Origin of the sequence: Streptomyces sp. MB09-02B (genome assembly GCF_033794485.1) — a bacterium.
GTDB lineage: Bacteria > Actinomycetota > Actinomycetes > Streptomycetales > Streptomycetaceae > Streptomyces.
On sequence record NZ_JARGEE010000120.1, the window covers coordinates 1 to 22,495 of the forward strand.

Consider the following 22,495-nt stretch of genomic DNA (forward strand, 5'->3'; position numbering starts at 1 on the left):
TCTCCCGCCCGGCCACCCGTCGCCCCGCCCCTCCGGCCGCCCGTCGGACCGCTCCCACCGAAGTCGTTCGCACCCGAGTCCACGTCGCTTCCCCTCCCGAGCCGTCCGAGTCACCTGCCCGTGGGCCGTCCGCAGCCGGAGGCGCCCACGCGAATCTCTCGTTACGTTCTCTTGACGCCTGCTGTGTGACCGGTCACAATCCTGACATGAATGTGACCGGTCACACAAGGCGCCCTGCGAGCATCCGGGACGTCGCGACCGCCGCCGGGGTCTCGTACCAGACGGTCTCGCGGGTGATCAACGACCACCCCAGCGTCAAGCAGTCGACCCGCGAGCGGGTGCAGGCCGCCATCGACGAGCTGGGGTTCCGGCGGAACGCCACCGCGCACGCGCTGGCCAGCGGCCGCAGCCGGGCGGTGACCGTCCTGACCGCGAACACCACGCACTACGGCTACGCCTCGATCCTCCAGGGCATCGAGGAGGCGGCGCGGTCGGCGTCGTACGCGGTCGGCATCGGTGTCCTCGAATCGGCGGACGAGACCGCGGTCGCCGCCGAGGTGCAGCGCGCGGCGGACGCGGGCGGTGGTCTCATCGTGATCGCCTACGATCCGGCCGGTGTCGCGGCCCTCGGTGCCGTGCCCGCCGAACTCCCGGTCGTGGGAGTGGTGGAGACTCCGGCGGCCCCGCCCGGCGGCGACCGCCCGTGGGTGTGGACCGACGACCGCGAGGCCGCGTACGAGGCGACCCGCCACCTCCTCTCCCTCGGCCACGAGACCGTGCACTATGTCGCGATCCCGTCCAGCACCCGGCGGACCAGCGCCCGTACCACCGGCTGGCGGCAGGCGCTCCGGGAGGCCGGGGCGCCCGAACCCCGTCCGGTGCAGGGCAGTTGGGGCCCGGCGGGCGGTCACGCCGCAGGTGGCCGACTGGCCGGGGACCCGGCGGTCACCGCGATCCTCTGCGGCAACGACGACCTCGCGCTCGGCGTACTGCGCGCGCTGCACGAGGCCGGGCGGTCCGTGCCGGGGGAGGTCAGTGTCGCGGGGTTCGACGACGCCCCGCACTCCGCCTACCTGACCCCGTCCCTCACCTCAGTGCGCCTGGACTTCACCGGACTCGGGCGGGCCGCGTTCGCCCTGCTGCACGGGGTGGTCGAGGAGTCCGCGCAGATCGCCCCGCACCCCGTCTCCGTACCGGAACTGGTGGTGCGGGAGAGCGTCGGGCCCCCACCCGCGCGGGCCTGAACCTCCCGGTGCCCCCAGCCACCACGGACACTCCGCTCGACGCCTGCGGGCACCCCACCCGAACTCCCCGCATGTGCACAGCTGTTCCGCATCCTGCCCTGCCCTGAACCACCTGTTGTTCTCGAAAGGCACGTGATGAAAACAAGAGCTCTCCCGACGCTGGCCCTCATATGCGCCCTCGGCCTGGCCGCCACCGCGTGCAGCGATCCCACGGCCGGGAGCTCCGGCACGGACTCGGACACCGGGCGGACGGCCGTCGATCCCACCGCCCGGCTCGACGGCGTGAAGCTGACCATGTGGACCGCGCAGAACACGGTCACCGCGCCGCGCCAGGTCATCGAGGCCTTCGAGAAGGCCACCGGCGCCGAGGTGGAGACCCAGGCCGTCCCGGACCCCTACGAGTCGAACGTGCCGACGAAACTGGCCTCCGGCGACCGCCCCGACCTGATGTTCTGGCAGCCCTCCGTCTCCACGCTCCCCTTCATCCAGCCGCAGCAGAACCTGCTCACCCTCGACGGTGAGGAGTGGGTCTCCAAGCTCGGCGACACGGAGAAGTCGCTCGGGGGCATCGACGGCAAGCGGTACGCGGCCATCGTCACGAGCCCCGCCATGCTCGGCGTCTACTACAACAAGGACGTCTTCCGGCAGGCCGGCATCACCGAGAAGGACTTCCCGAAGTCCTACGACGAACTCCTCGCCCTCGGCCACAAGGTCGTCGACGACACGGACGCGGCCGCCTTCTACGAGGCCGGCGGCGACAAGTGGCCCCTCCAGTGGCAGATGCAGGTGCAGCTCACCGACCTCGACAAGCAGTGGTGGGCGGGCCTGAACGAGAACAAGGAGAAGTGGACCGACCCGGTCGTGGTCGGCGCGATCAAGAAGTACAAGGACAAGCTGCTCGACGCCGGACTCGCCCAGAAGAACTACCGGACGGGCACCTTCACCGGGCAGGCCGACGCCCTGTGGAAGGGCGAGGCCGGCATGGTCCTCAACGTCACCTCCTTCCAGAGCCAGTTGCAGGCCAAGTACTCCACGGCGGAGATCGACAAGAGGATCGGCTGGTTCCCGGTCGCCAACTCGGCGGCCACCGGCCTGTACTCGCCCGACCAGACCAACGGTGTCGTCGCGTTCAGGACCGGTGACGAGAAGCGGCAGAACGCGGCCCGGCAGTTCCTCGCCTTCTGGCTCGGCCCCGACTACGCCGACTACATCAAGGCGATGAAGATCCCGTCCGTGCAGCCGTCCGTGCCGACCCCGGACGGTCTGCCCGAAGCGTCGAAGGCCCAGGTCGCGGCCCTGCCCACGGCGATCGGCGTCTTCCAGGCCAAGGCGATCGTCGCCCCGGACACCCACCTCTACCTCGCCGACATGCTCTTCGACAAGAAGAGCCCGCAGCAGGTCGCCCAGGCCATCCAGGACCAGTTCGCGCAGGTGGCCAAGGCCCAGGGCGCGCCCGGTTTCTAGCCATGGCGAACACAGTCGTACGCAGCGCGCGCAAGCAGGCGCCGGCGCCAGGCGCACTCAAGGGCGTGGGGCGGCTGCCCCGCGCCGCCGTGCACCACCCATGGTGGTTCGCGCTCCCCGCGATCGTCGTCTTCGCGGGTTTCTTCCTGGTGCCCAACCTGCTCAACTTCTACTACCCGTTCACCAACTGGTCCTCGTACCACCCGGACATCGCCTTCACCGGCCTCGACAACTTCACGACCATCGCCGACGACGGCACCCTCGTCCGCGCGATCCGCACCACCCTGCTGTACGCGCTGCTCGCGGCCGTCTTCCAGAACGCCTTCGGGCTGGTGCTGGCGCTGCTGCTGGAGGACGACACCCGCTTCAACCGGTTCTTCCGTGCCGTCTTCTTCCTGCCGGTGCTGATCTCGGCCCTCGCCACCGGGTACGTCTTCCAGGCGCTCCTCGACCAGGACGGCGCCGTCAACGCGGTCCTGGGCACCGACATCCCCTGGCTGGGCTCGACGACCTGGACGCTCGTCGTGGTCACCCTCATCCACGGCTGGAAGTGGATGGGCCTGTCGATGCTGATCTATCTGGCGGGACTGAAGGGCATCCCGGGCGACATGCTCGAAGCCGCGCGGATGGACGGGGCCGGGCCCTGGCGGACCTTCTGGTCGGTGCGCTGGCCGATGCTGGCACCCGCGCTCACCTTCAACGTCACCACGGCGCTCATCGGCTCGATGAACACCTTCGACATCGTGCAGGCCACGACCGGCGGCGGGCCGGCCGCCTCCACCGAGGTCTTCAACATCTACATGTTCCGGATCTTCGGCCAGGGCCTGTACGCGCAGGCCGCCACGATGAGTTTGGTGCTTTTCCTCATCGTGGCGGCACTGGCGGTTCCGCTGGTCTTCGGCCTGAGGCGAAGGGAGCAGCTGCTTTGAACCCTCCTCCTCGCGGGCGAGAAGGATTTCTGGCTCACGTTGCTCGACCACTCGACGAGCGATCGAGACTCACACGATCAACACCAGCCGGGTTGGAACCAGCCCGGTCCCCGAAGAAGGGAGGTTGATGTGCTGGCTTGGTTCTCGCTCAGCACATCACGGAGCGTACCAGCCGTCGGCCCACGCCTGTGGCGCATTGGGCGCCCCGCTCTGGTCGTCGCCCTTGCCGCCGTGGCTGTCGCCATTCCGCTCTGGCTGGTCCTCGTCACCTCCGCCAAGCCGCAGGCCGAGGCCATCAGGCCGAACCTGGACCCGCCGGCGCACTGGCAGCCCGGCGCCAACTACGAGGACGCCGTCGCCCAGGGCGAGATGCTGCGCGGCCTCCTCAACTCCCTGCTGGTCGTGGTCCCTTCGGTGGTCCTCGTGCTGATCCTCGGCGCGGGCGCCGCCTGGGTCTTCGCCCGCCGCAAGTCGAAGCTGGTCTCGGCGGCGTACGCCCTGTGCATCAGCGGGCTGCTGCTGCCGCCCGCGGTCATCACCGTCGTGATGGAGCTGCGGCAGCTCGGCCTGGCGGGCACCCGGCCCGGAATGATCGCCGTCTACACCGGGATGTACCTCTCCACGTCGATCTTCTTCATGACGGGCTTCATCCGCGCCATCCCGATGGAGTTGGAGGAAGCGGCCCGCATCGACGGCGCGAAGCCGCTGCGGATCTTCGCCCGGATCGTCCTCCCGCTCCTCCGGCCCGTCATCGCCACCGCGACGATCATGGTGATGCTCTACGCCTGGAGCGACATCTTCTACGCCTTCTTCGTCCTCGGCGGCGGCGACCGGGCGACCCTCCCGCTCAACCTCTACAAGGTCGCGAGCGCCCAGCTCTACCTCAACAACTGGCATCTCGTCTTCGCGTACGTCGTGGTGATGAGCCTGCCGATGGTCGCCGTCTTCCTCGTCGGCCAGCGAAAGATCGTGTCCGGAATCACCAGTGGAGCCGTCAAATGACCGGAGGTCCAGCAGCGTGAGCCCCCACACCGGTACGAGCACCCCCCTGCGAGCCCGTACCAGAACCGCCCTGGTCACAGCACTACTTGGAGTCACCGCCATGGCAGGCAGCACCCTCCCCGCCACCGGATCGGCAGCGGCGGCAGCGGCCGCCGACCCGCAGCGCCTCACCGTCGACCTCTCGGCCTCCGAGGGCCCGGTGATGCGCGGCGCCAACGGCGCGCTGTACGGGCTCAGCGACGACGGGGTGCCCAGCGACGCGGCCCTCGCACCGCTGAAGATCACCAGCATCTCGCAGAAGCCGGAGGGCGGCGCCCAGCACCCCAACGGCGACGCGCTCACCGTCTCCAAGTCGTTCTTCCGCAACGGCGGCGGCGAGATCAACGTGATGATGCAGGACATCTACGCCAAGTGGCCCTACGAGGACCTCGGCATCGACGACTACCTCCCCAAGGTCGACAAGATCGTCAAGGAGGTGTCGGCGGACCCGAACGGCGACCGCTTCGTCTACATCCCGTTCAACGAGCCCGACCAGATCTGGTATAAGCTCGACGTCGCCGACCAGGCGCAGTACGAGATCAACCGCGACCGCTTCTTCCGCGACTGGAAGACGGTCTACCAGCGCATCCGCGCCATCGACCCCCACGCCCGGATCGCCGGCCCCAACGAGGCCGCCTACCACACCCGCCTGATCACCGACTTCCTCGCCTTCGCCCAGCGCGAGAACGTCCTGCCGCAGATCATGACCTGGCATGAGCTGGGCTCCGGCTCGCTGCGCGACTTCCAGGGCCACTACGACAACTACCGTTCCATCGAACGGCAGTTGGGCATCAAGCCCCTGAAGATCAACATCGACGAGTACGCCAACCGCCGCGACCTCTCCGTCCCGGGCCAACTCGTCCAGTGGGTCTCGATGTTCGAGCGCAACAAGGTGTTCGCCAACCAGGCCTACTGGGACGCGGCCGGCAACATGGACGGCAACGTCGTCCGCTCCAACATTCCCAACGGCGGCTGGTGGCTGTTCCGTTGGTACGCGGGCCTGACCGGGAACACCGTCAAGGTCACCCCGCCGCAGGCGAACACCGTCGACACCCTCCAGGGCCTCGCCTCCCTCGACACCTCCCGCCGCCAGGCCCAGGTCATCCTCGGCGGCTCCGCCGGTGACACGGACGTCGTGGTCCGGAAGGTCCCCCGCTCCCTCTTCGGACGCACGGTCACCGCGACCGTCGCCGAGGCCGCCTGGTCCGGCTACGAGGGTCAGCACGCGGCCCCGCGAGTCCTGACCCGTACCAAGGTGCGGATCGCGGACGACGGCACGGTCACCGTCCCGCTGCGCGGCCTGCACAAGATGTCGGCCTACCGCGTCGTCCTCACCCCGGGCGGCACCGGTACCCCGACCAGGCCCTCCGTCCCCTGGACCGCCTCCTACGAGGCCGAGGACGCCGCCATCACCGACGGCAAGGTCTACACCCAGGGCACGGTCAGCAACGCCAACGGCTACGCCGCCTCCGGCACCAAGGACGTCGGCTCCCTCAACCAGCCCGGCAGCAAGGTCGACTTCACCGTGTCCGTCCCGAAGGACGGCACCTACGACCTGGCGATCCTCTACGGCAACCAGTCCGGGACCCCGGCCACCCAGAAACTCTCCGTCGACGGCGGCGAACCGGTCACGGTCACCTACCCCTCCACCGAGAACTGGACCTACCGCGCCAAGAAGGACCTCACCGTCCGACTCTCGGCGGGTACCCACCGGTTGACGCTGGCCAAGGGCGCCACCGAGGTCACCCTCGACCGGATCGACCTCACCGCCCGCACCGCCGAACCCGCCGCCTCCTACGAGGCCACGCTCGCCGACGTCAGCGGGAAGCCGTCGTACGACTACTCCTCCTCGGCCGGTGTCGGCACCGGCGCGCTCGTGCTGCGCTCCGGCGACAAGGCGGTCTTCGACGTGTACGCCCCGCGCGACGGCTACTACCGGGTGGTGCCCCGGGCGTCGGCGCCGGTGACGCTCGCCCTGCACGGCCAGTCGGTGGCCGCGGTGCCCGACCGGCCGCTGCGGCTCTACCTGGTCGCGGGCAACAACCGGATCACCGCGACCGCCAAGCACACCGCCGTACGCGCCCTCGACGTCACGGGCGCCGGCTCGACCACCGGGACCCTGACGTACGAGGGCGCCACGGCCACGCTCGCGGGCGGGGCCAAGCTCGTGGACTCCGCGTACGCCTCGGCCGGTTCGTACATCGGCTGGCTCGGCAACAGCGCGGACTCCACCGCCGAGTTCACGGTGAACGCCCCGACCCCGGGCCGCTACGTCCTCGTCGTCCACTACGCGCACAACGACCGCCGCGACAACGGCCACGCCTACAACACCGACATCATGTCCCGCACGGCGGACATCACGGTCGGGGACGGCGCACCGCGCACGGTCACCTTCAAGAACACCTGGGGCTGGGACGACTACTGGACCGTGGGCGTCCCCGTCGACCTGAAGAAGGGGGCCAACAAGGTGACCTTCGGCAACGCGGGCGCCTGGGCGCCGAACATCGACCGGATCGAGGTGGGCCGGGTCGTCGGCTAGGACGGACACCGGGCCTCGGCCGCCGGTGGGGGAGCCTTTCCCCCGTCGGTGGCCGAGGCCCCGCGCGTTCACCGTCCTCAGGCCCGGTCGACCTCGGCCCGCAGAGCGTTGTACTCCGTGAACTCGGCCTCGACGCCCTCGCGGGTCAGACCGTAGCGGGCCAGGTCGTAGCGGTGCGGCCGGCTGCCCTTGGAGTGGGCGGCGGCCTGCGGTAGCCGGGCGGCGTCGGCCTCGGTCCAGCGGGCGCCGATGGCCTCGTACAGCTTCGGGGCGCCCGCGGCCGGGTCGGTGCCGAGCGAGGAGTACGGCACGTCCACCACCGCCTCGCGGGGGAGGTCGGCCCGGGCGGCGAGGCCCCGCCGTACCGACCGGCTCAGCAGGTCCAGCCAGGTGGCGCCGAGGTGGTGCGGGTCGACCGTGCGGCGGGAGAGGACCATGCCCACCTCGACCAGGCTGCAGAACGAGGCGACGGCGGTCACCGGATCACGGTGCGTCCACACCAGCGTGGCGTCCGGGAACACCGAGAACAGGGCATCGAGATTGCCGGTGTGGAAGGGGGACTTCAGGATCCAGCGGCGGCGCGGGCGGCCGTACTGGAGCACCTGGAACGCCTGCTTGAGGCGGCGGTAGTCGGGGACGAAGTCCCGTTCGAAGTGCCAGGCGTGGTAGCGCGGCAGCTGCGCCTGCGACAGCGGCACCAGGGCGTGCGGCAGCAGGAACGTGTCCTCCTCCGGGCCCTCGGCGGTCATGGGGTGGATCTCACGGAAGCGCGGAGCGAGCCGATGGGTGCCGTCGAGCATCCGGCGCGCCGACGTGATGGCCTTCCGCCGCTGCTCGGGAGACGGTTCGAGACCGGGAGCGAGCAACTCCCACAGCCGCGGGCAGCGATGGTCGTCCGAGAGGGAGAGCACGCCGTGGGTGAGCGTCGTGGCCGTGCGCGGCAGACCCACCACGAACACCGGGCGCTCGACGGGCTCCTCCCCGATGGCCGGGTTCTCGGCGATCAGCCGCCGGATCCGGGCCCGGTCGGTGAGATGCCGGCGGGCGTGGGCCTGCGCCGACTGCCAGCCGACCGGGGACAGACCCGGGTCCTGCGCCCACTCGCGCAGCAGGACCCGGAAGCCGTCCACGAAGTCCTCGTCACCCTCCGCCCACCCGGCCCGGTCGAGGATCCGCGCGAAAACCCGGTCCGGATCGCGACGGGAACGGAGCGTGGGCCGGAGTAAGAGATTGGCCAGGGCGAGGGCCGACGGCGTGGAGGGCACAGGTGTGTCCTTTCCGGGAGGGCGACGGACGGCGCGCGTCTCGTCGGACCGGCTGGGACCCCCAGCATAAACGGGGAGTGGTCCCCGGTACGTTCACCTGTGCGTCCGCCGACGGTCCCGGTGCCCGGCGCGGGCCCCGGGACCGTCGCGTCGTCCCTACTCCACCGGGACAGGCGCCCCCTGCCCGTCCCCGTAGCGCGCCCGCAGCTCCGACAGCACCCCGGTGGCCGCCGCGACGAGCGGCACCGCCAGCAGCATGCCGAGGATGCCGGCGATGGAGGCGCCCGCCGTCAGGGCCAGCAGGATCGCCGCCGGGTGCATCTGCACGGTCCGGCTGTGGATCATCGGCTGGAGCACGTTCCCCTCGATCAGCTGCACCGCGAAGACGACCCCGACCGCCCACAGCGCCGTCACGAGGCCACGGTCCGCGAACGCGACCAGGATCGCCACCGCGCCGGAGAGGAACGCGCCGAGATACGGGATGTACGCGCCCACGAACACCAGCGCGCCGAGCCCCACCGCGCCCGGCACCTGAAGGATCAGCAGGCCGACGGCGATCAGGGCACCGTCGATGAAGGCGATGAGTGTCGTCCCCCGCATATAGCCCTCGATCGCCCGGAACGCGCGCCGGGCCATCACCTCCAGGGTGTCACCGGAGCCGCGCGGCGCGAGCGAGTGCAGGGACGCGACCGCCTTGTCGGAGTCCCGCAGGAAGAAGAACATCAGCAGCATCGCCAGGACCGCGCTGGCCACGAACTCACTGACCGCGCTGACCCCGGAGAGCACACCCGAGGCCGCGGTGCCGCCGAACTTCGACAGCAATTGCCTGGCGTTCTTCGCGAGGTCGTCCAACGACGTCCCCGCCAGCCCGAACTCCTCACTGAGCGACTTCGCCGCGTCCCGGAGCGAGGAGATGATCTGGTCACCGGTGTCGATCAGCGCGGCCACCACGATGTACGCGGCCCCGCCCATCACCACGAGCACGGCCGCGCAGGTCAGCCCGGCGGCGAGGGACCTGTTGAACCGCATCGCCACCAGCCGCCGGTACAGCGGGCCGAGCAGTGCCGTACCGAGCAGCGCGATCAGCAGCGGCGTGACCGCCGTCTGGAAGGTCACACAGATCCACACGCCCACGTACACCACACCCGTCACCAGCAGGGTGAGCGCGCTCCAGACGGCGATGTGCCGCGCGGGCCCCGGCAGGAAACCCCGGGGGGCGACCGGCTCCGAGGGCGCCGGCACCGCCCCCGGAGCATCCACGTACCCGCCGGGCCCGGCGTAGCCGCCGTATCCGCCGGTGGTACGTATCGTCGTACGCGTCCGATGAACCGGTCTGCGCGCGGGCCCGCGCCCACGACCGGGCCGCCCCCCGCGTACTGCGCGAGAGTCTCCCGTACGGCTGTTCATCCTCTGTCATCTCCGCTCACTCAGGGGTCGCGCACACCCCCTGAGGATCATGGGATGGCCGTGGCGCCATAGCGTAGACCGGGACGCCGCAGAGCCGTCCCCGGAGTCGCCCCCGCACGCGACCCCCACCACAGGCGCGCTACTCGGCGATCGGCAAGGACACCCCGTCCCGCAGGAACAACGGGATCCGCTCCAGCGGCGCGTCGACGGTCACCGATTGACCCCCCTCGTACGTCTCCCCGGTCCACGCGTCCGTCCACCGCGCCCCCGCCGGAAGGTACGTCGTCCAGACCGTCGCCCCCGCCTCCAGCACCGGCGCCACCAGCACATCCCGCCCGAACAGATACGCGTCGTCCACGGACCAGGCCCGCTCGTCCTCGGGGAACTCCAGGAACAGCGGCCGCATCACCGGCAGTCCCTCCTCGTGGGCCTCCCGCATCACCCGCAGCACATACGGCTTCAACCGCTCCCGCAGCCGCAGATACGCCTCCAGGATCGCCCCGGCCTCCTCCCCGTACGACCACACCTCGTTGGGGCCGCCGGTCATGTCCGGCCCCAGCGGCATCCCGGGCTCCCGGAACCCGTGCAGCCGCATCAGCGGCGAGAACGCCCCGAACTGGAACCAGCGGACCATCACTTCGCGGTACGCAGGATCGTCGGGGTCGCCCCCGTGGAAGCCGCCGATGTCCGTGTTCCACCACGGGATGCCGGACAACGCCGTGTTGAGCCCCGCCGCGATCTGCCGCCGCAGGGTCGGGAAGTCCGTCCCGATGTCACCGGACCACAGCGCGGCCCCCCACCGCTGACTGCCCGCCCAAGCCGACCGGTTGAGGGAGACGATCTCCTCCTCGCCGGCCGCCCGCAGCCCCTCGTAGAAGGTGCGCGCGCTCTCGGCCGGATAGATGTTGCCGACCTCCAGACCGGGCCCCGCCCAGTAGCGCAGGTTCTCCTGGAAGCCCGGCTTGAGCTCCGGCTCGCAGGCGTCCAGCCAGAACGCGTCGATGCCGTACCGGTCGAGGTAGTTCTCCTTCACCCGCGACCACACGAACTCCCGGGCCTCCGGGTTCGTCGCGTCGTAGAAGGCGACCTGGACCGTCGACGCGACCTCCTTGTCCGGCCAGTCGGCGTGCGCCATCGGGCCGTACTGCGTCCCGATGAAGTACCCGCGCTGCTCCATCACGGGGTGGTTCTCGCTCAGCGGCGACACCGACGGCCACACGGACACCACCAGCTTGATGCCCAGCTCGTCCAGCTCCCGGACCATGGCCGCCGGGTCGGGCCACTCGCTCAGGTCGAACTTCCACTCGCCCAGATGCGTCCAGTGGAAGAAGTCGCACACGATGACGTCGATGGGCAGGCCCCGCCGCTTGTACTCCCGTGCCACAGCGAGGAGTTCGTCCTGGGTGCGGTAGCGCAGCTTGCACTGCCAGAACCCGGCCGCCCACTGGGGCAGCATCGGCGTACGGCCCGTCGCCGCGCTGTAGCGGCGCTGCGCGGCGGCCGGATCGCCGGCGGTGATCCAGTAGTCGATCTGCCGGGCCGAGTCGGCGACCCAGCGGGTGCCGTTGCCGGCCAACTCGACGCGGCCGATCGCCGGGTTGTTCCACAACAGCGTGTAGCCGCGACTGGACGTCAGCACCGGGATGCCGACCTCCGCGTTGCGCTGCACCAGGTCCAGCACCAGCCCCTTCTGGTCGAGCCGCCCGTGCTGGTGCTGCCCGAGGCCGTACAGCTTCTCGTCGTCGTAGGCGGCGAACCGCTGCTCCAGGCGGTGGTAGCCGTTGCCGACGGCCGTGTAGAGGCGCGAGCCGGGCCACCAGAAGTGGGCGCGGGCCTCCGACAGCAGCTCGGCGCCGTCGGCCGTGCGGCTGTAGCGGATCAGGCCCTCCGCGTTCACCTCGACGGTCAGCGCGCCGACGATCAGCCGCCCGAGCCCGTCCTCGATCTTGACGCTGCTCTCGGTGGACTCGGCCTCGTCGAGCAGGGCGCCCGGCAGTCCGTCGAGCACCGGGCCGCCGAGGCGGGCGCGGACCCGGACCGCGTCCGGACCCCAGGGCTCGATCCGCAGGGTCTCCTGACGTCCGCTCCACTCCAGGGCACCGTCCCGCTCACGGAACGTGCCGACGGTGGGGGAGGACTGGGCGAGGCTGACCGCACCCGTCGGGGTCTGGTTCTCGGCAGGCTGATTCACGAGAGGTCTCCTGGAAGGGAGGAGTGAAGGAAGGCGGGCGGAGCGAAGGAGGAAGCGGAAGAGGAACTACGACGTCGGCTCAGCCGGTGTGGGACAGCGGCCCCGTGCTCGCGCGAACCGTCAACTCGGGGGCGAGGAGCACCACTTCGTCGGTGTCCCGGCCCTCCAGCTTGGCGACCAGCTGCTCCACGGCCCGGCGGCCCATCTCCTGGGCGGGGATGGCCACGGACGTCAGCCGCACCGAGGCCTGCACGGCGACCTGGTCCGGGCAGACCGCGATCACCGAGACGTCCTCCGGTACCGCGCGCCCCTGCTGCCGCAGCAGCGCGAGCAGCGGCTCCACCGCGGACTCGTTCTGCACGACGATCCCCGTGGTGCCGGGCCGTTCGTCGAAGATCCGGGCCAGGGTCGCGGCCATCGCGTCGTAGCCGCCCTCGCAGGGCCGGTGCAGCACGCGCAGGCCCAACTCCCTTGCCCGGGAACGCAGTCCGTCGAGGGTGCGCTCGGCGAAACCGGTGTGCCGCTCGTACACCGCGGGTGCCTCGCCGATGACCGCGATGTCGCGGTGGCCGAGCATGGCCAAGTGCTCCACGCACAGCGCGCCCGTCGCCCCGAAGTCGAGGTCGACGCAGGTCAAACCGCTGCTGTCGGCCGGCAGTCCGATGAGCACCGACGGCTGGTCGGTGCCGCGCAGCAGCGGCAGCCGCTCGTCGTCGAGCTCCACGTCCATCAGGATCATCGCGTCGGCGAGCCCGCTGCCGGTGACCCGGCGCACCGCGTCCGGGCCCTCCTCACCGGTGAGCAGCAGCACGTCGTAGCCGTACGTACGGGCCGTGGTGGCCACCGCGATGGCGATCTCCATCATCACCGGGACGTACATGTCGGTGCGCAGCGGGACCATCAGGGCGACGATGTTCGACCTGTTGCTCGCCAGGGCGCGGGCCCCCGCGTTCGGGTGGTAGCCGAGCTCCTGGATGCTCCGCTCGACCCGCTGCCGGGTACCGGCGGAGATGGACCGCTTGCCGCTGAGGACATAGCTCACCGTGCTCGCCGAGACTCCGGCGTGCTGGGCGACCTCGGCGAGGGTGACCATCCAGCTCTCCAAGCGTGTTTAAGCGCTTCGACTGCGCGTTGTTTCTGAACCGGGCGAGTGAGGGTGGCTCGACAGTAGCCCGGCGCTGAGTGGGTGTCCATAGGTTGTCGAAGCGCTTCGATAATTCGCCGTGAACCTCAAGGGGTAGTGGGGGAGGGTGTGGGGTGGCGACTGCGGTTCCGTGGGGCTTCTCGCGCAGTTCCCCGCGCCCCTTCAGGGCGCTCTTGCCGCCCCCAGTTTAGGACTCGGCGGCAACTTCTGGAGGGTCCGGCGGCGACCAGCACCCGTAACCGCACCGCCCCCGGAAGGAACCCCATGCAACACCGTCGCCCCCGCCTGACCCGTACCGCCAAGATCGGCGCGGCCGTCGTCACCGCTCTCGCGGTCGGGGCCTCCGTGACCGTGGCGATGGCGGGGGAGGAGGCCAGGAAGTGCACGGACTTCGACACGATCACGCTCGGCAAGTACTACGTGAACAACAACGTCTGGAACCGCGAGAAGGCCACCGGCACCCAGTGCGTCTGGGACGACTCCCGGTCGGGTTCGACGATCTCGTGGGGCACCAGCTACAGCCTGGCCAACAGCGCCACGGGCAAGGACCACGACGTGAAGTCGTACGCGAGCAGCGTGCTCGGCTGGCACTGGGGCTGGAAGGTCGACAAGGCGGCGACCCAGCTGCCCGTCCGGGTCGGCGACCGCAAGCCGGTGCGGACCAGCTGGGAGTTCTCGGTCAGCTCGAACCCCGGCACCATGAACGTCGCCTACGACCTGTGGCTGCACTCCAAGAACACCGCCGACTGGCAGGACCAGCCCACCGACGAGGTCATGATCTGGCTCAACCGGCAGGGCGGCGCGGGCCCGCTCGGCACCAGGTACGGCAGCGTCAGCCTCGGCGGGGCCATGTGGGACATCTACACCGGTGACATCGGCTGGAAGGTGTTCTCCTTCGTCCGCCGCACCAACACCACCAAGGCGACCCTGAACCTGGACGACTTCACCCAGGCCCTGGTCCGCCGCAAGCTGCTGGGCAACGACAAGTACGTCTCCGGCATCGAGGCGGGCACCGAGGTCTTCAAGGGAACCGGGCGCCTGGACACGAAGGCGTACTCGGTGAACATCGGCTGAGCGCGTCGTTCCTCAGGGCTCGAAGGGGGTGCGGGAGGAGGGCGGAAGGGAGCCGATCGCGCACGCGAGGGGTGGCGGGGTCGTCCCGGATCGGGTACCAACGATCGAGTAGCACCCATCGGTAACCATTCAGGTACCCATCCGGTACAAGATCCCGATTCGCGGCGAGGTGAGCCTCATGTCCGCCCCACCCCTCAAGAAACCCGTCGTCACCGAACGTGAGGCCCGCCAGGTGGCGGAGGCCGCCCGCGAGCAGGCCTGGCGCAAGCCCAGCTTCGCCAAGGAACTGTTCCTGGGCCGGTTCCGTCTCGACCTCATCCACCCCCACCCCATGCCCACCGACGAGGCCGTCCGGCGCGGCGAGCAGTTCCTGACCAAGCTCCGCGCGTTCTGCGAGACGAAGGTCGACGGCGCCCTCATCGAGCGCGAGGCCCGGATCCCCGACGAGGTGATCAACGGCCTCAAGGAACTCGGCGCCCTCGGCATGAAGATCGACCCCAAGTACGGCGGCCTCGGCCTCACCCAGGTGTACTACAACAAGGCGCTCGCCCTGGTCGGCTCGGCCAGCCCGGCCATCGGCGTGCTGCTCTCGGCGCATCAGTCGATCGGCGTACCGCAGCCGCTGAAACTGTTCGGCACCCCCGAGCAGAAGGAGAAGTTCCTCCCGCGCTGCGCCCGCACCGACATCAGCGCCTTCCTCCTCACCGAGCCCGACGTCGGCTCCGACCCCGCCCGACTGGCCACGTCGGCGGTCCCCGACGGCGACGACTACGTCCTCGACGGCGTGAAGCTGTGGACGACGAACGGCGTGGTCGCGGACCTCCTGGTCGTCATGGCACGCGTGCCCAAGTCGGAAGGCCACAAGGGCGGCATCACGGCCTTCGTCGTGGAATCCGACTCACCCGGCGTCACCGTCGAGAACCGCAACGCCTTCATGGGCCTGCGCGGCATCGAGAACGGCGTCACCCGCTTCCACCAGGTCCGGGTCCCCGCCACGAACCGCATCGGCCCTGAGGGCGCGGGCCTCAAGATCGCCCTGACCACCCTCAACACGGGCCGGCTCTCCCTGCCCGCGTCCTGCGTGGCCGCCGGCAAGTGGTGCCTGAAGATCGCCCGTGAGTGGTCGGCGGCCCGTGAGCAGTGGGGCAAGCCGGTCGCCCACCACGAGGCCGTCGGCCAGAAGATCTCCTTCATCGCGGCGACCACCTTCGCCCTCGAAGCCGTCCTGGACCTCTCCTCCCAGATGGCCGACGAGGACCGCAACGACATCCGCATCGAGGGCGCCCTCGCCAAACTCTTCGCCTCCGAGATGGGCTGGAAGATCGCCGACGAGCTGGTCCAGATCCGCGGCGGCCGCGGCTTCGAGACCGCCGACTCCCTCCGGGCGCGCGGCGAACGGGCCGTCCCCGCCGAGCAGATCCTGCGCGACCTGCGCATCAACCGGATCTTCGAGGGCTCCACGGAGATCATGCACCTGCTGATCGCCCGCGAGGCCGTCGACGCCCACCTCACCGTGGCCGGCGACCTCATCGACCCGGAGAAGTCCCTCTCCGACAAGGCGAAGGCGGGCGCGAACGCGGGCGTCTTCTACGCCAAGTGGCTGCCGAAACTGGTTGCCGGCCCGGGCCAACTCCCGCGCACCTTCGGCGACTTCCACCCGGCGGGCCACCCGGACCTGGCCACCCACCTGCGCTACGTCGAACGGGGCGCCCGCAAGCTCGCCCGCTCCACGTTCTACGCGATGTCCCGCTGGCAGGGCCGCATGGAGACCAAGCAGGGCTTCCTGGGCCGGATCGTCGACATCGGCGCCGAACTCTTCGCGATGAGCGCGGCCGTCGTCCGGGCGGAACTGCTCCGCACCACCACCGACCACGGCCGCGAGGCCTACCAACTGGCCGACACCTTCTGCCGCCAGTCCCGCATCCGCGTCGAGGAACTCTTCGGCCGCCTGTGGACCAACACCGACGACATCGACCACAAGGTGGTCAAGGGCGTCCTGGGCGGCGCCTACGAATGGTTGGAGCAGGGCGTCATCGACCCCTCGGGCGAAGGCCCCTGGATCGCGGACGCCACCCCGGGCGAGAGCGAGAAGGAGAACGTCCACCGCCGCATCCGGTGACACCACGGGCTGCCCCCTCACGAAGGGGGCAGCCCGACCCTGCGGTGGAGGCTGGTCCGATCCAGGCGAAGCTCAAGTGACGATCACGCGGAATAGAGTGCGCCCATGCCATCCGATACCTCGCCCGACGGGCTCGTCGACCGTCTTCGTGCGGTGGGAGCGAATATCCGCGCCGCGCGGGAAGCACAGAAACTCAGCCTGGAGGATCTTGGCAGAGCGACAGGACTCGGCCCCAGCCGGATCGACCAAGTCGAGCGGGGTGTCGACGACATGAGCCTCGACGATCTGCTGCTGATCTCCTACGTCCTCGATGTAGCGCTCGCGGAACTGGTGGCCGACTGAGCGTCGGCCCGCCTGGGCGACCACAAGTGCCGAGGGTTCGAACGACGGTCCGGCACCCCGACAGGGGACGCGCGGTCCTGGCGGGCACCGGATGCGGCCACAATGGGGGGATGAGCGACAGTCCAGCCCCTCTCGCCGATCCGCATCTCGTCTACGACCCGGTCGACGGCGTACGGGACGTAGTGATCCTCGGATCGACCGGATCGATCGGCACCCAGGCCATCGACCTCGTCCTGCGCAACCCGGACCGCTTCCGCGTCACCGGGCTCTCCGCCGCCGGAGGGCGGGTGGAGCTGCTGGCCGAGCAGGCGCACCGCCTGCGGGTGCGGACCGTCGCCGTCGCCCGCGAGGACGTCGTACCGGCCTTGCGCGAGGCCCTGACCACGGCGTACGGCACGGCCGAGCCGCTGCCCGAGATCCTGGCCGGTCCGGACGCGGCCACCCACCTCGCCGCCTCCGCCTGCCACACCGTGCTCAACGGCATCACCGGCTCCATCGGCCTCGCCCCGACCCTCGCCGCCCTGGAGGCGGGCCGCACCCTGGCGCTCGCCAACAAGGAGTCGCTCATCGTCGGCGGCCCGCTGGTGAAGGCCGTGGCGAAGCCGGGTCAGATCATCCCGGTCGACTCCGAGCACGCCGCCCTCTTCCAGGCCCTCGCCTCCGGCACCCGCGCCGACGTGCGCAAGCTGGTCGTCACCGCCTCCGGGGGCCCCTTCCGCGGCCGTACGAAGGCGGAACTGGCCGACGTGACGCCCACCGACGCGCTCGCGCACCCCACCTGGGCCATGGGCCCGGTCATCACCGTGAACTCCGCGACCCTCGTCAACAAGGGCCTGGAGGTCATCGAGGCGCACCTCCTCTACGACATTCCCTTCGACCGCATTGAGGTCGTCGTGCACCCCCAGTCGTATGTCCACTCGATGGTTGAGTTCACGGACGGATCGACGATGGCCCAGGCGACGCCCCCCGACATGCGCGGCCCCATCGCCATCGGCCTCGGCTGGCCGCAGCGCGTCCCCGACGCCGCGCCCGCCTTCGACTGGACCAAGGCGTCCACCTGGGAGTTCTTCCCCCTCGACAACGACGCGTTCCCGTCCGTCGGGCTCGCCCGGCATGTGGGCGAGCTCGCGGGCACCGCCCCGGCGGTGTTCAATGCGGCGAACGAGGAGTGCGTCGACGCGTTCCTGCACGGCGGTCTCCGGTTCGACGCGATCATGGAGACCGTCACGCGGGTCGTCGAGGAGCACGGCACCCCCGCGGCGGGAACTTCCCTCACCGTGGCGGACGTCCTCGAAGCGGAGACCTGGGCGCGAGCCAGGGCCCGCGAACTGACCACCTCGACCACCTCGACCACCTCGACCGGCAAACCCACCGAGCGGACGACCGCGGAGGCCCGTGCATGACGACCCTGATGTTCATCCTCGGCATAGTGGTCTTCGTGATCGGCCTGGCGTTCTCGATCGCGTGGCACGAGCTGGGCCACTTCTCGACCGCCAAGCTCTTCGGCGTCCGCGTGCCCCAGTTCATGGTGGGCTTCGGACCCACCCTCTGGTCGAAGAAGAAGGGCGAGACCGAGTACGGCGTCAAGGCCATCCCGCTCGGCGGCTACATCCGCATGATCGGCATGATCCCGCCCGGCGAGGACGGCCGGATCGAGAGCCGCTCGACCTCCCCGTGGCGCGTGATGATCGAGGATGCCCGCGCGGCCTCCTTCGAGGAGCTCCAGCCCGGCGACGAGAAGCGCCTCTTCTACACGCGCAAGCCGTGGAAGCGCGTGATCGTCATGTTCGCCGGCCCCTTCATGAACCTGATCCTGGCCGTCGTGATCTTCGTCGGCGTGATGATGACCTTCGGCGCGCAGACCCAGACGACCACGGTCAGCAAGGTCTCGGACTGCGTCATCGAGGCCAGCGAGAACCGCTCCAAGTGCCGGACCGGCGACGAGGAGGCCCCCGCCAAGGCCGCCGGCCTGCAGCCGGGCGACAAGATCGTCGCGTTCAACGGCGAGCCCGTCGACGACTGGGCCGCCCTGCAGTCCGACATCCGCTCCAACCCCGGCCGGCAGGTCACCGTCACCGTCGACCGCGACGGCAAGGAGCTCGACCTCACCGCCACCCTGGTGAAGAACCAGGTCAGCAAGACCGACGGCAACGGCGGATACGTCGCCGACAAGTACGTCTCCGCCGGCTGGTTCGGCTTCACCCCCGCCGCCGGCATCGTCCCGCTCTCCTTCGGCGAGTCGGTCGACCGCATGGGCGACATGATGGAGAACGGCGTCGAGTCACTGCTCGCCCTGCCCTCCAAGGTCCCCGCCCTCTGGGACGCCACCTTCGGCGACGGCGAGCGCGAGGCCGACTCCCCCATGGGCGTGGTCGGCGCGGCCCGCGTCGGCGGCGAGATCTTCACCATGGACATCCCCGCCACCCAGCAGCTCGCCAGCTTCCTCATCCTGCTGGCCGGCTTCAACCTCTCCCTCTTCCTGTTCAACATGCTCCCGCTCCTCCCGCTCGACGGCGGCCACATCGCGGGCGCCCTGTGGGAGTCGCTGCGCCGCAACGCGGCGAAGCTGCTGCGCAGGCCCGACCCCGGCCCGTTCGACGTGGCGAAGCTGATGCCCGTCGCCTACGTCGTGGCAGGCATCTTCGTCTGCTTCACCCTCCTGGTCCTGATCGCGGACCTCGTGAACCCGGTGCGCATCTCGTAGTCACCCGCGGTTCACGGCGGCCGGGCACACTCGCACAGTGGGCCCGGCCGGACGGTGATGTGCTCGGGCCCGTGCCGGTGCCGTAATCTCGAAGCCTGGAGCCCGCCCGTACCGGGACCCGATCCTGATCCACAACTTGGGGTTGCACAGCAGATGACTGCGATTTCTCTCGGCATGCCGTCCGTTCCGACCAAGCTCGCCGAGCGCCGCAAGAGCCGGCAGATCCAGGTCGGGTCCGTCGCGGTCGGCGGGGACGCCCCGGTCTCGGTCCAGTCGATGACCACGACCCGTACGTCGGACATCGGCGCCACGCTGCAGCAGATCGCCGAGCTGACGGCCTCCGGCTGCCAGATCGTCCGGGTCGCCTGCCCGACACAGGACGACGCCGACGCCCTCCCGGTGATCGCCAGGAAGTCGCAGATCCCGGTCATCGCCGACATCCACTTCCAGCCGAAGTACGTCTTCGCCGCGATCGAGGCCGGCTGCGCCGCCGTCCGCGTCAACCCGGGCAACATCAAGCAGTTCGACGACAAGGTCAAGGAGATCGCCCAGGCGGCGAACGACCACGGCACCCCGATCCGCATCGGTGTCAACGCCGGCTCCCTCGACCGCCGCCTCCTCCAGAAGTACGGCAAGGCCACCCCCGAGGCGCTCGTCGAGTCCGCCCTCTGGGAGGCCTCCCTCTTCGAGGAGCACGGCTTCCGCGACATCAAGATCTCGGTCAAGCACAACGACCCGGTCGTCATGGTCAACGCCTACCGCCAGCTCGCCGCCCAGTGCGACTACCCCCTCCACCTCGGCGTCACCGAGGCGGGCCCCGCCTTCCAGGGCACCATCAAGTCGGCCGTCGCCTTCGGCGCGCTCCTCTCCGAGGGCATCGGTGACACGATCCGCGTCTCCCTCTCCGCCCCGCCGGTGGAGGAGATCAAGGTCGGCAACCAGATCCTGGAGTCGCTGAACCTGAAGCCGCGCCGCCTCGAGATCGTCTCCTGCCCCTCCTGCGGCCGGGCCCAGGTCGACGTCTACAAGCTCGCCGAAGAGGTCACCGCCGGTCTCACCGGCATGGAGGTCCCCCTCCGCGTCGCCGTCATGGGCTGCGTCGTCAACGGCCCCGGCGAGGCCCGCGAGGCCGACCTCGGCGTCGCCTCCGGCAACGGCAAGGGCCAGATCTTCGTCAAGGGCGAGGTCATCAAGACCGTCCCCGAGTCCAAGATCGTCGAGACCCTCATCGAGGAGGCGATGAAGATCGCCGAACAGATGGAGGCGGACGGCATCACCTCGGGCGAACCGACGGTGGCGGTGGCGGGCTGAGGAGGACTTGGCGTCTTCTGGAGATTGGCCCGGCAGGGCCATCTTCAGGGGCGCGGGGAACTGCGCGACAAGCCACGACGTACCCGTACCCGCCAACGCACAGGAGCCCCCGAGTTCTGAGGCGCCCCCCGCCCAGCCCGGCAGGGTATCGTGCGGAGACCAGCGCAGACCCCAGGGTGAGGCCCCCGCACGTGTTGACCCAGACCACCACCAGGGTCCTCGAACCGAGTGACCTGGACGCCGCACTCGCCGTCCTGGACCGAGACCCCGTCGCGAACGCCTTCGTGACCTCCCGCGTCCAGGTCGCCGGGCTGGACCCGTGGCGGCTGGGCGGCGAGATGTGGGGCTGGTACGAGGACGGCGCCCTGACCTCCCTCTGCTACGCCGGCGCCAACCTCGTCCCCATCTGCGCCACCCCCCGCGCCGTGCGCGCCTTCGCCGACCGCGCCCGCCGGGCCGGCCGCCGCTGCTCCTCGGTCGTCGGCCCCGCCGAACCCACCGCCCAGCTCTGGCGCCTCCTCGAACCCAGCTGGGGCCCGGCCCGCGAAATCCGCTCGCACCAGCCCCTCATGGTCACCGACCGGCTGCCCGACCCCGCCGAGGTCACACCCGACCCGTACGTCCGCAGGATCCGCAAGGACGAGATGGACACGATCATGCCGGCGTGCGTCGCGATGTTCACCGAGGAGGTCGGCGTCTCCCCGCTGGCCGGCGACGGCGGACTCCTCTACCAGGCCAGGGTCGCCGAACTCGTCGGCTCCGGCCGCTCCTTCGCCCGCCTCGACGCCGACGGCCGCGTCGTCTTCAAGGCCGAGATCGGCGCCGCGACCTCCCGCGCCTGCCAGATCCAGGGCGTCTGGGTGAACCCCGCCTACCGCGGCCAGGGTTACGCCGCCCCCGGCATGGCAGCGGTCCTGCGCTACGCACTGGCCGACGTCGCCCCCGTGGTCAGCCTCTACGTCAACGACTACAACACCGCGGCGAGGCGCACGTACCAGAGGGTGGGCTTCCAAGAGGTGGGCGCGTTCATGAGCGTGCTGTTCTGAGGTTCGGCCGCGGAAAGCTCCCTTCTGCACGCCGGGCAAGGTGCGCGCCCCAAGAGGGGCGCGGGGCCGTGTTGATGTGCGGCTCCGCCGCGTGGGCGCGACCAGCCACATCCAGCCCGCACCCCGCAGACACCCCGAACCCCCCTGTAGCATCCGCAACATGAGCCTCGTCATCGGCCCCCTGGACCTCTCCGCCCACGTAGACGAGGCCCTAGCCGTACAAGCCGTAGCCTTCGGCCTGGGCCCCGACGAGGTCGCCGTCCGCCGCCAGATCGTCCTCCGCCACATGACGTACCCGGGGGCCCGCGCACTGGGGGCCACGGCCGGAGGCCGTCTCGTCGGCTTCGTCTACGGCATGCCCAACGACCGCACCCACTGGTGGTCCACCGTCGTAGAGCCCTACCTCCGCGCCCTCGGCCACGACCACTGGCTGGACGACTCCTTCGTCATCACCGAACTGCACGTCCACCCCCGCCACCAGAACCACGGCGTCGGCCGCGCGCTGATCACCACCATCACCGACAGCGCGACCGAACCCCGTTCGATCCTCTCCGCGATCGACGTCGACAGCCCGGCCCGCGGCCTCTACCACTCCCTCGGCTACACCGACCTGGCCCGCCGGGTCGTCTTCCCCAGCGCCCCCAAGCCGTACGCGGTGATGGGCGCCCCCCTGCC

At 70.3% G+C, this 22,495-nt stretch carries 17 protein-coding genes; 13 read left to right on the forward strand and 4 right to left on the reverse strand.

Annotated elements, in window-relative coordinates:
• Window positions 1-206 precede the first annotated feature (206 nt).
• The 5 genes from P1P70_RS18625 (at window position 207) to P1P70_RS18645 (ending at window position 7,217) form a co-directional block, all read left to right on the forward strand.
• Window positions 207-1,244, forward strand: coding sequence for a LacI family DNA-binding transcriptional regulator (locus P1P70_RS18625; RefSeq protein ID WP_319238930.1), 1,038 nt, complete (start codon window positions 207-209; stop codon window positions 1,242-1,244).
• Between the two features lie 135 nt (window positions 1,245-1,379).
• Window positions 1,380-2,708 carry an ABC transporter substrate-binding protein gene (locus tag P1P70_RS18630; protein WP_319238933.1) on the forward strand — a complete coding sequence of 443 codons (1,329 nt, stop codon included), beginning with the start codon at window positions 1,380-1,382 and terminating at the stop codon, window positions 2,706-2,708.
• A gap of 2 nt (window positions 2,709-2,710) precedes the next feature.
• Window positions 2,711-3,637 (forward strand): sugar ABC transporter permease, encoded by a 927-nt coding sequence (locus P1P70_RS18635; protein ID WP_319238935.1) that lies wholly within the window; start codon window positions 2,711-2,713, stop codon window positions 3,635-3,637.
• Between the two features lie 231 nt (window positions 3,638-3,868).
• Window positions 3,869-4,639, forward strand: a complete 771-nt coding sequence (locus P1P70_RS18640) for a carbohydrate ABC transporter permease (protein ID WP_319238938.1) — start codon at window positions 3,869-3,871, stop codon at window positions 4,637-4,639.
• A gap of 100 nt (window positions 4,640-4,739) precedes the next feature.
• Window positions 4,740-7,217, forward strand: coding sequence for a carbohydrate-binding protein (locus P1P70_RS18645; protein WP_319238941.1), 2,478 nt, complete (start codon window positions 4,740-4,742; stop codon window positions 7,215-7,217).
• A gap of 77 nt (window positions 7,218-7,294) precedes the next feature.
• On the opposite strand, the gene P1P70_RS18650 is transcribed toward P1P70_RS18645, so the two are convergent.
• The 4 genes from P1P70_RS18650 to P1P70_RS18665 all read right to left on the reverse strand — a co-directional run bounded on the left by P1P70_RS18650 (window position 7,295) and on the right by P1P70_RS18665 (window position 13,173).
• On the reverse strand, window positions 7,295-8,482 hold the full coding sequence (locus P1P70_RS18650) for a sulfotransferase (protein WP_319238944.1): 1,188 nt from the start codon (window positions 8,480-8,482) through the stop codon (window positions 7,295-7,297).
• Window positions 8,483-8,638: 156 nt separating this feature from the next.
• Window positions 8,639-9,724: an AI-2E family transporter gene (locus tag P1P70_RS18655; protein WP_319238947.1), complete on the reverse strand. Its 1,086-nt coding sequence runs from the start codon at window positions 9,722-9,724 to the stop codon at window positions 8,639-8,641.
• A 304-nt stretch (window positions 9,725-10,028) separates the two neighbouring features.
• Window positions 10,029-12,080 carry a glycoside hydrolase family 31 protein gene (locus tag P1P70_RS18660; RefSeq protein ID WP_319238950.1) on the reverse strand — a complete coding sequence of 684 codons (2,052 nt, stop codon included), beginning with the start codon at window positions 12,078-12,080 and terminating at the stop codon, window positions 10,029-10,031.
• Window positions 12,081-12,159: 79 nt separating this feature from the next.
• Complete coding sequence (locus tag P1P70_RS18665; RefSeq protein WP_319238953.1) at window positions 12,160-13,173, reverse strand: LacI family DNA-binding transcriptional regulator; 1,014 nt, start codon at window positions 13,171-13,173, stop codon at window positions 12,160-12,162.
• 315 nt (window positions 13,174-13,488) lie between these two features.
• Here P1P70_RS18665 and P1P70_RS18670 point away from each other — a divergent pair, with 315 nt between their 5' ends.
• The 8 genes from P1P70_RS18670 to P1P70_RS18705 all read left to right on the forward strand — a co-directional run.
• Window positions 13,489-14,298, forward strand: coding sequence for a GH12 family glycosyl hydrolase domain-containing protein (locus P1P70_RS18670; protein ID WP_319238956.1), 810 nt, complete (start codon window positions 13,489-13,491; stop codon window positions 14,296-14,298).
• Window positions 14,299-14,476: 178 nt separating this feature from the next.
• Complete coding sequence (locus P1P70_RS18675; RefSeq protein ID WP_319238960.1) at window positions 14,477-16,417, forward strand: acyl-CoA dehydrogenase family protein; 1,941 nt, start codon at window positions 14,477-14,479, stop codon at window positions 16,415-16,417.
• Window positions 16,418-16,522: 105 nt separating this feature from the next.
• Window positions 16,523-16,759, forward strand: coding sequence for a helix-turn-helix transcriptional regulator (locus tag P1P70_RS18680; protein WP_319238963.1), 237 nt, complete (start codon window positions 16,523-16,525; stop codon window positions 16,757-16,759).
• 110 nt (window positions 16,760-16,869) lie between these two features.
• On the forward strand, window positions 16,870-18,162 hold the full coding sequence (dxr, locus tag P1P70_RS18685; RefSeq protein ID WP_319238966.1) for a 1-deoxy-D-xylulose-5-phosphate reductoisomerase: 1,293 nt from the start codon (window positions 16,870-16,872) through the stop codon (window positions 18,160-18,162).
• Window positions 18,159-19,463 (forward strand): site-2 protease family protein, encoded by a 1,305-nt coding sequence (locus P1P70_RS18690; RefSeq protein ID WP_319238969.1) that lies wholly within the window; start codon window positions 18,159-18,161, stop codon window positions 19,461-19,463. Before dxr ends, P1P70_RS18690 begins: the two co-directional genes overlap by 4 nt.
• Window positions 19,464-19,616: 153 nt before the next feature.
• On the forward strand, window positions 19,617-20,774 hold the full coding sequence (gene ispG, locus P1P70_RS18695) for a flavodoxin-dependent (E)-4-hydroxy-3-methylbut-2-enyl-diphosphate synthase (protein WP_319109079.1): 1,158 nt from the start codon (window positions 19,617-19,619) through the stop codon (window positions 20,772-20,774).
• 191 nt (window positions 20,775-20,965) lie between these two features.
• On the forward strand, window positions 20,966-21,820 hold the full coding sequence (locus tag P1P70_RS18700) for a GNAT family N-acetyltransferase (protein ID WP_319238972.1): 855 nt from the start codon (window positions 20,966-20,968) through the stop codon (window positions 21,818-21,820).
• A gap of 160 nt (window positions 21,821-21,980) precedes the next feature.
• Window positions 21,981-22,495 (forward strand): GNAT family N-acetyltransferase (locus P1P70_RS18705; protein ID WP_319238976.1); only part of this gene is annotated, 515 nt, incomplete at its 3' end.

Coding starts and splice junctions, on each gene's coding strand:
- P1P70_RS18625 (WP_319238930.1), top strand. CDS start 207: ATGAATGTGACCGGTCACACAAGGCGCCCTGCGAGCATCCGGGACGTC.
- P1P70_RS18630 (WP_319238933.1), top strand. CDS start 1,380: ATGAAAACAAGAGCTCTCCCGACGCTGGCCCTCATATGCGCCCTCGGC.
- P1P70_RS18635 (WP_319238935.1), top strand. CDS start 2,711: ATGGCGAACACAGTCGTACGCAGCGCGCGCAAGCAGGCGCCGGCGCCA.
- P1P70_RS18645 (WP_319238941.1), top strand. CDS start 4,740: ATGGCAGGCAGCACCCTCCCCGCCACCGGATCGGCAGCGGCGGCAGCG.
- P1P70_RS18665 (WP_319238953.1), bottom strand. CDS start 13,173: ATGGTCACCCTCGCCGAGGTCGCCCAGCACGCCGGAGTCTCGGCGAGC.
- P1P70_RS18670 (WP_319238956.1), top strand. CDS start 13,489: ATGCAACACCGTCGCCCCCGCCTGACCCGTACCGCCAAGATCGGCGCG.
- P1P70_RS18675 (WP_319238960.1), top strand. CDS start 14,477: ATGTCCGCCCCACCCCTCAAGAAACCCGTCGTCACCGAACGTGAGGCC.
- P1P70_RS18680 (WP_319238963.1), top strand. CDS start 16,523: ATGCCATCCGATACCTCGCCCGACGGGCTCGTCGACCGTCTTCGTGCG.
- dxr (WP_319238966.1), top strand. CDS start 16,870: ATGAGCGACAGTCCAGCCCCTCTCGCCGATCCGCATCTCGTCTACGAC.
- P1P70_RS18690 (WP_319238969.1), top strand. CDS start 18,159: ATGACGACCCTGATGTTCATCCTCGGCATAGTGGTCTTCGTGATCGGC.
- ispG (WP_319109079.1), top strand. CDS start 19,617: ATGACTGCGATTTCTCTCGGCATGCCGTCCGTTCCGACCAAGCTCGCC.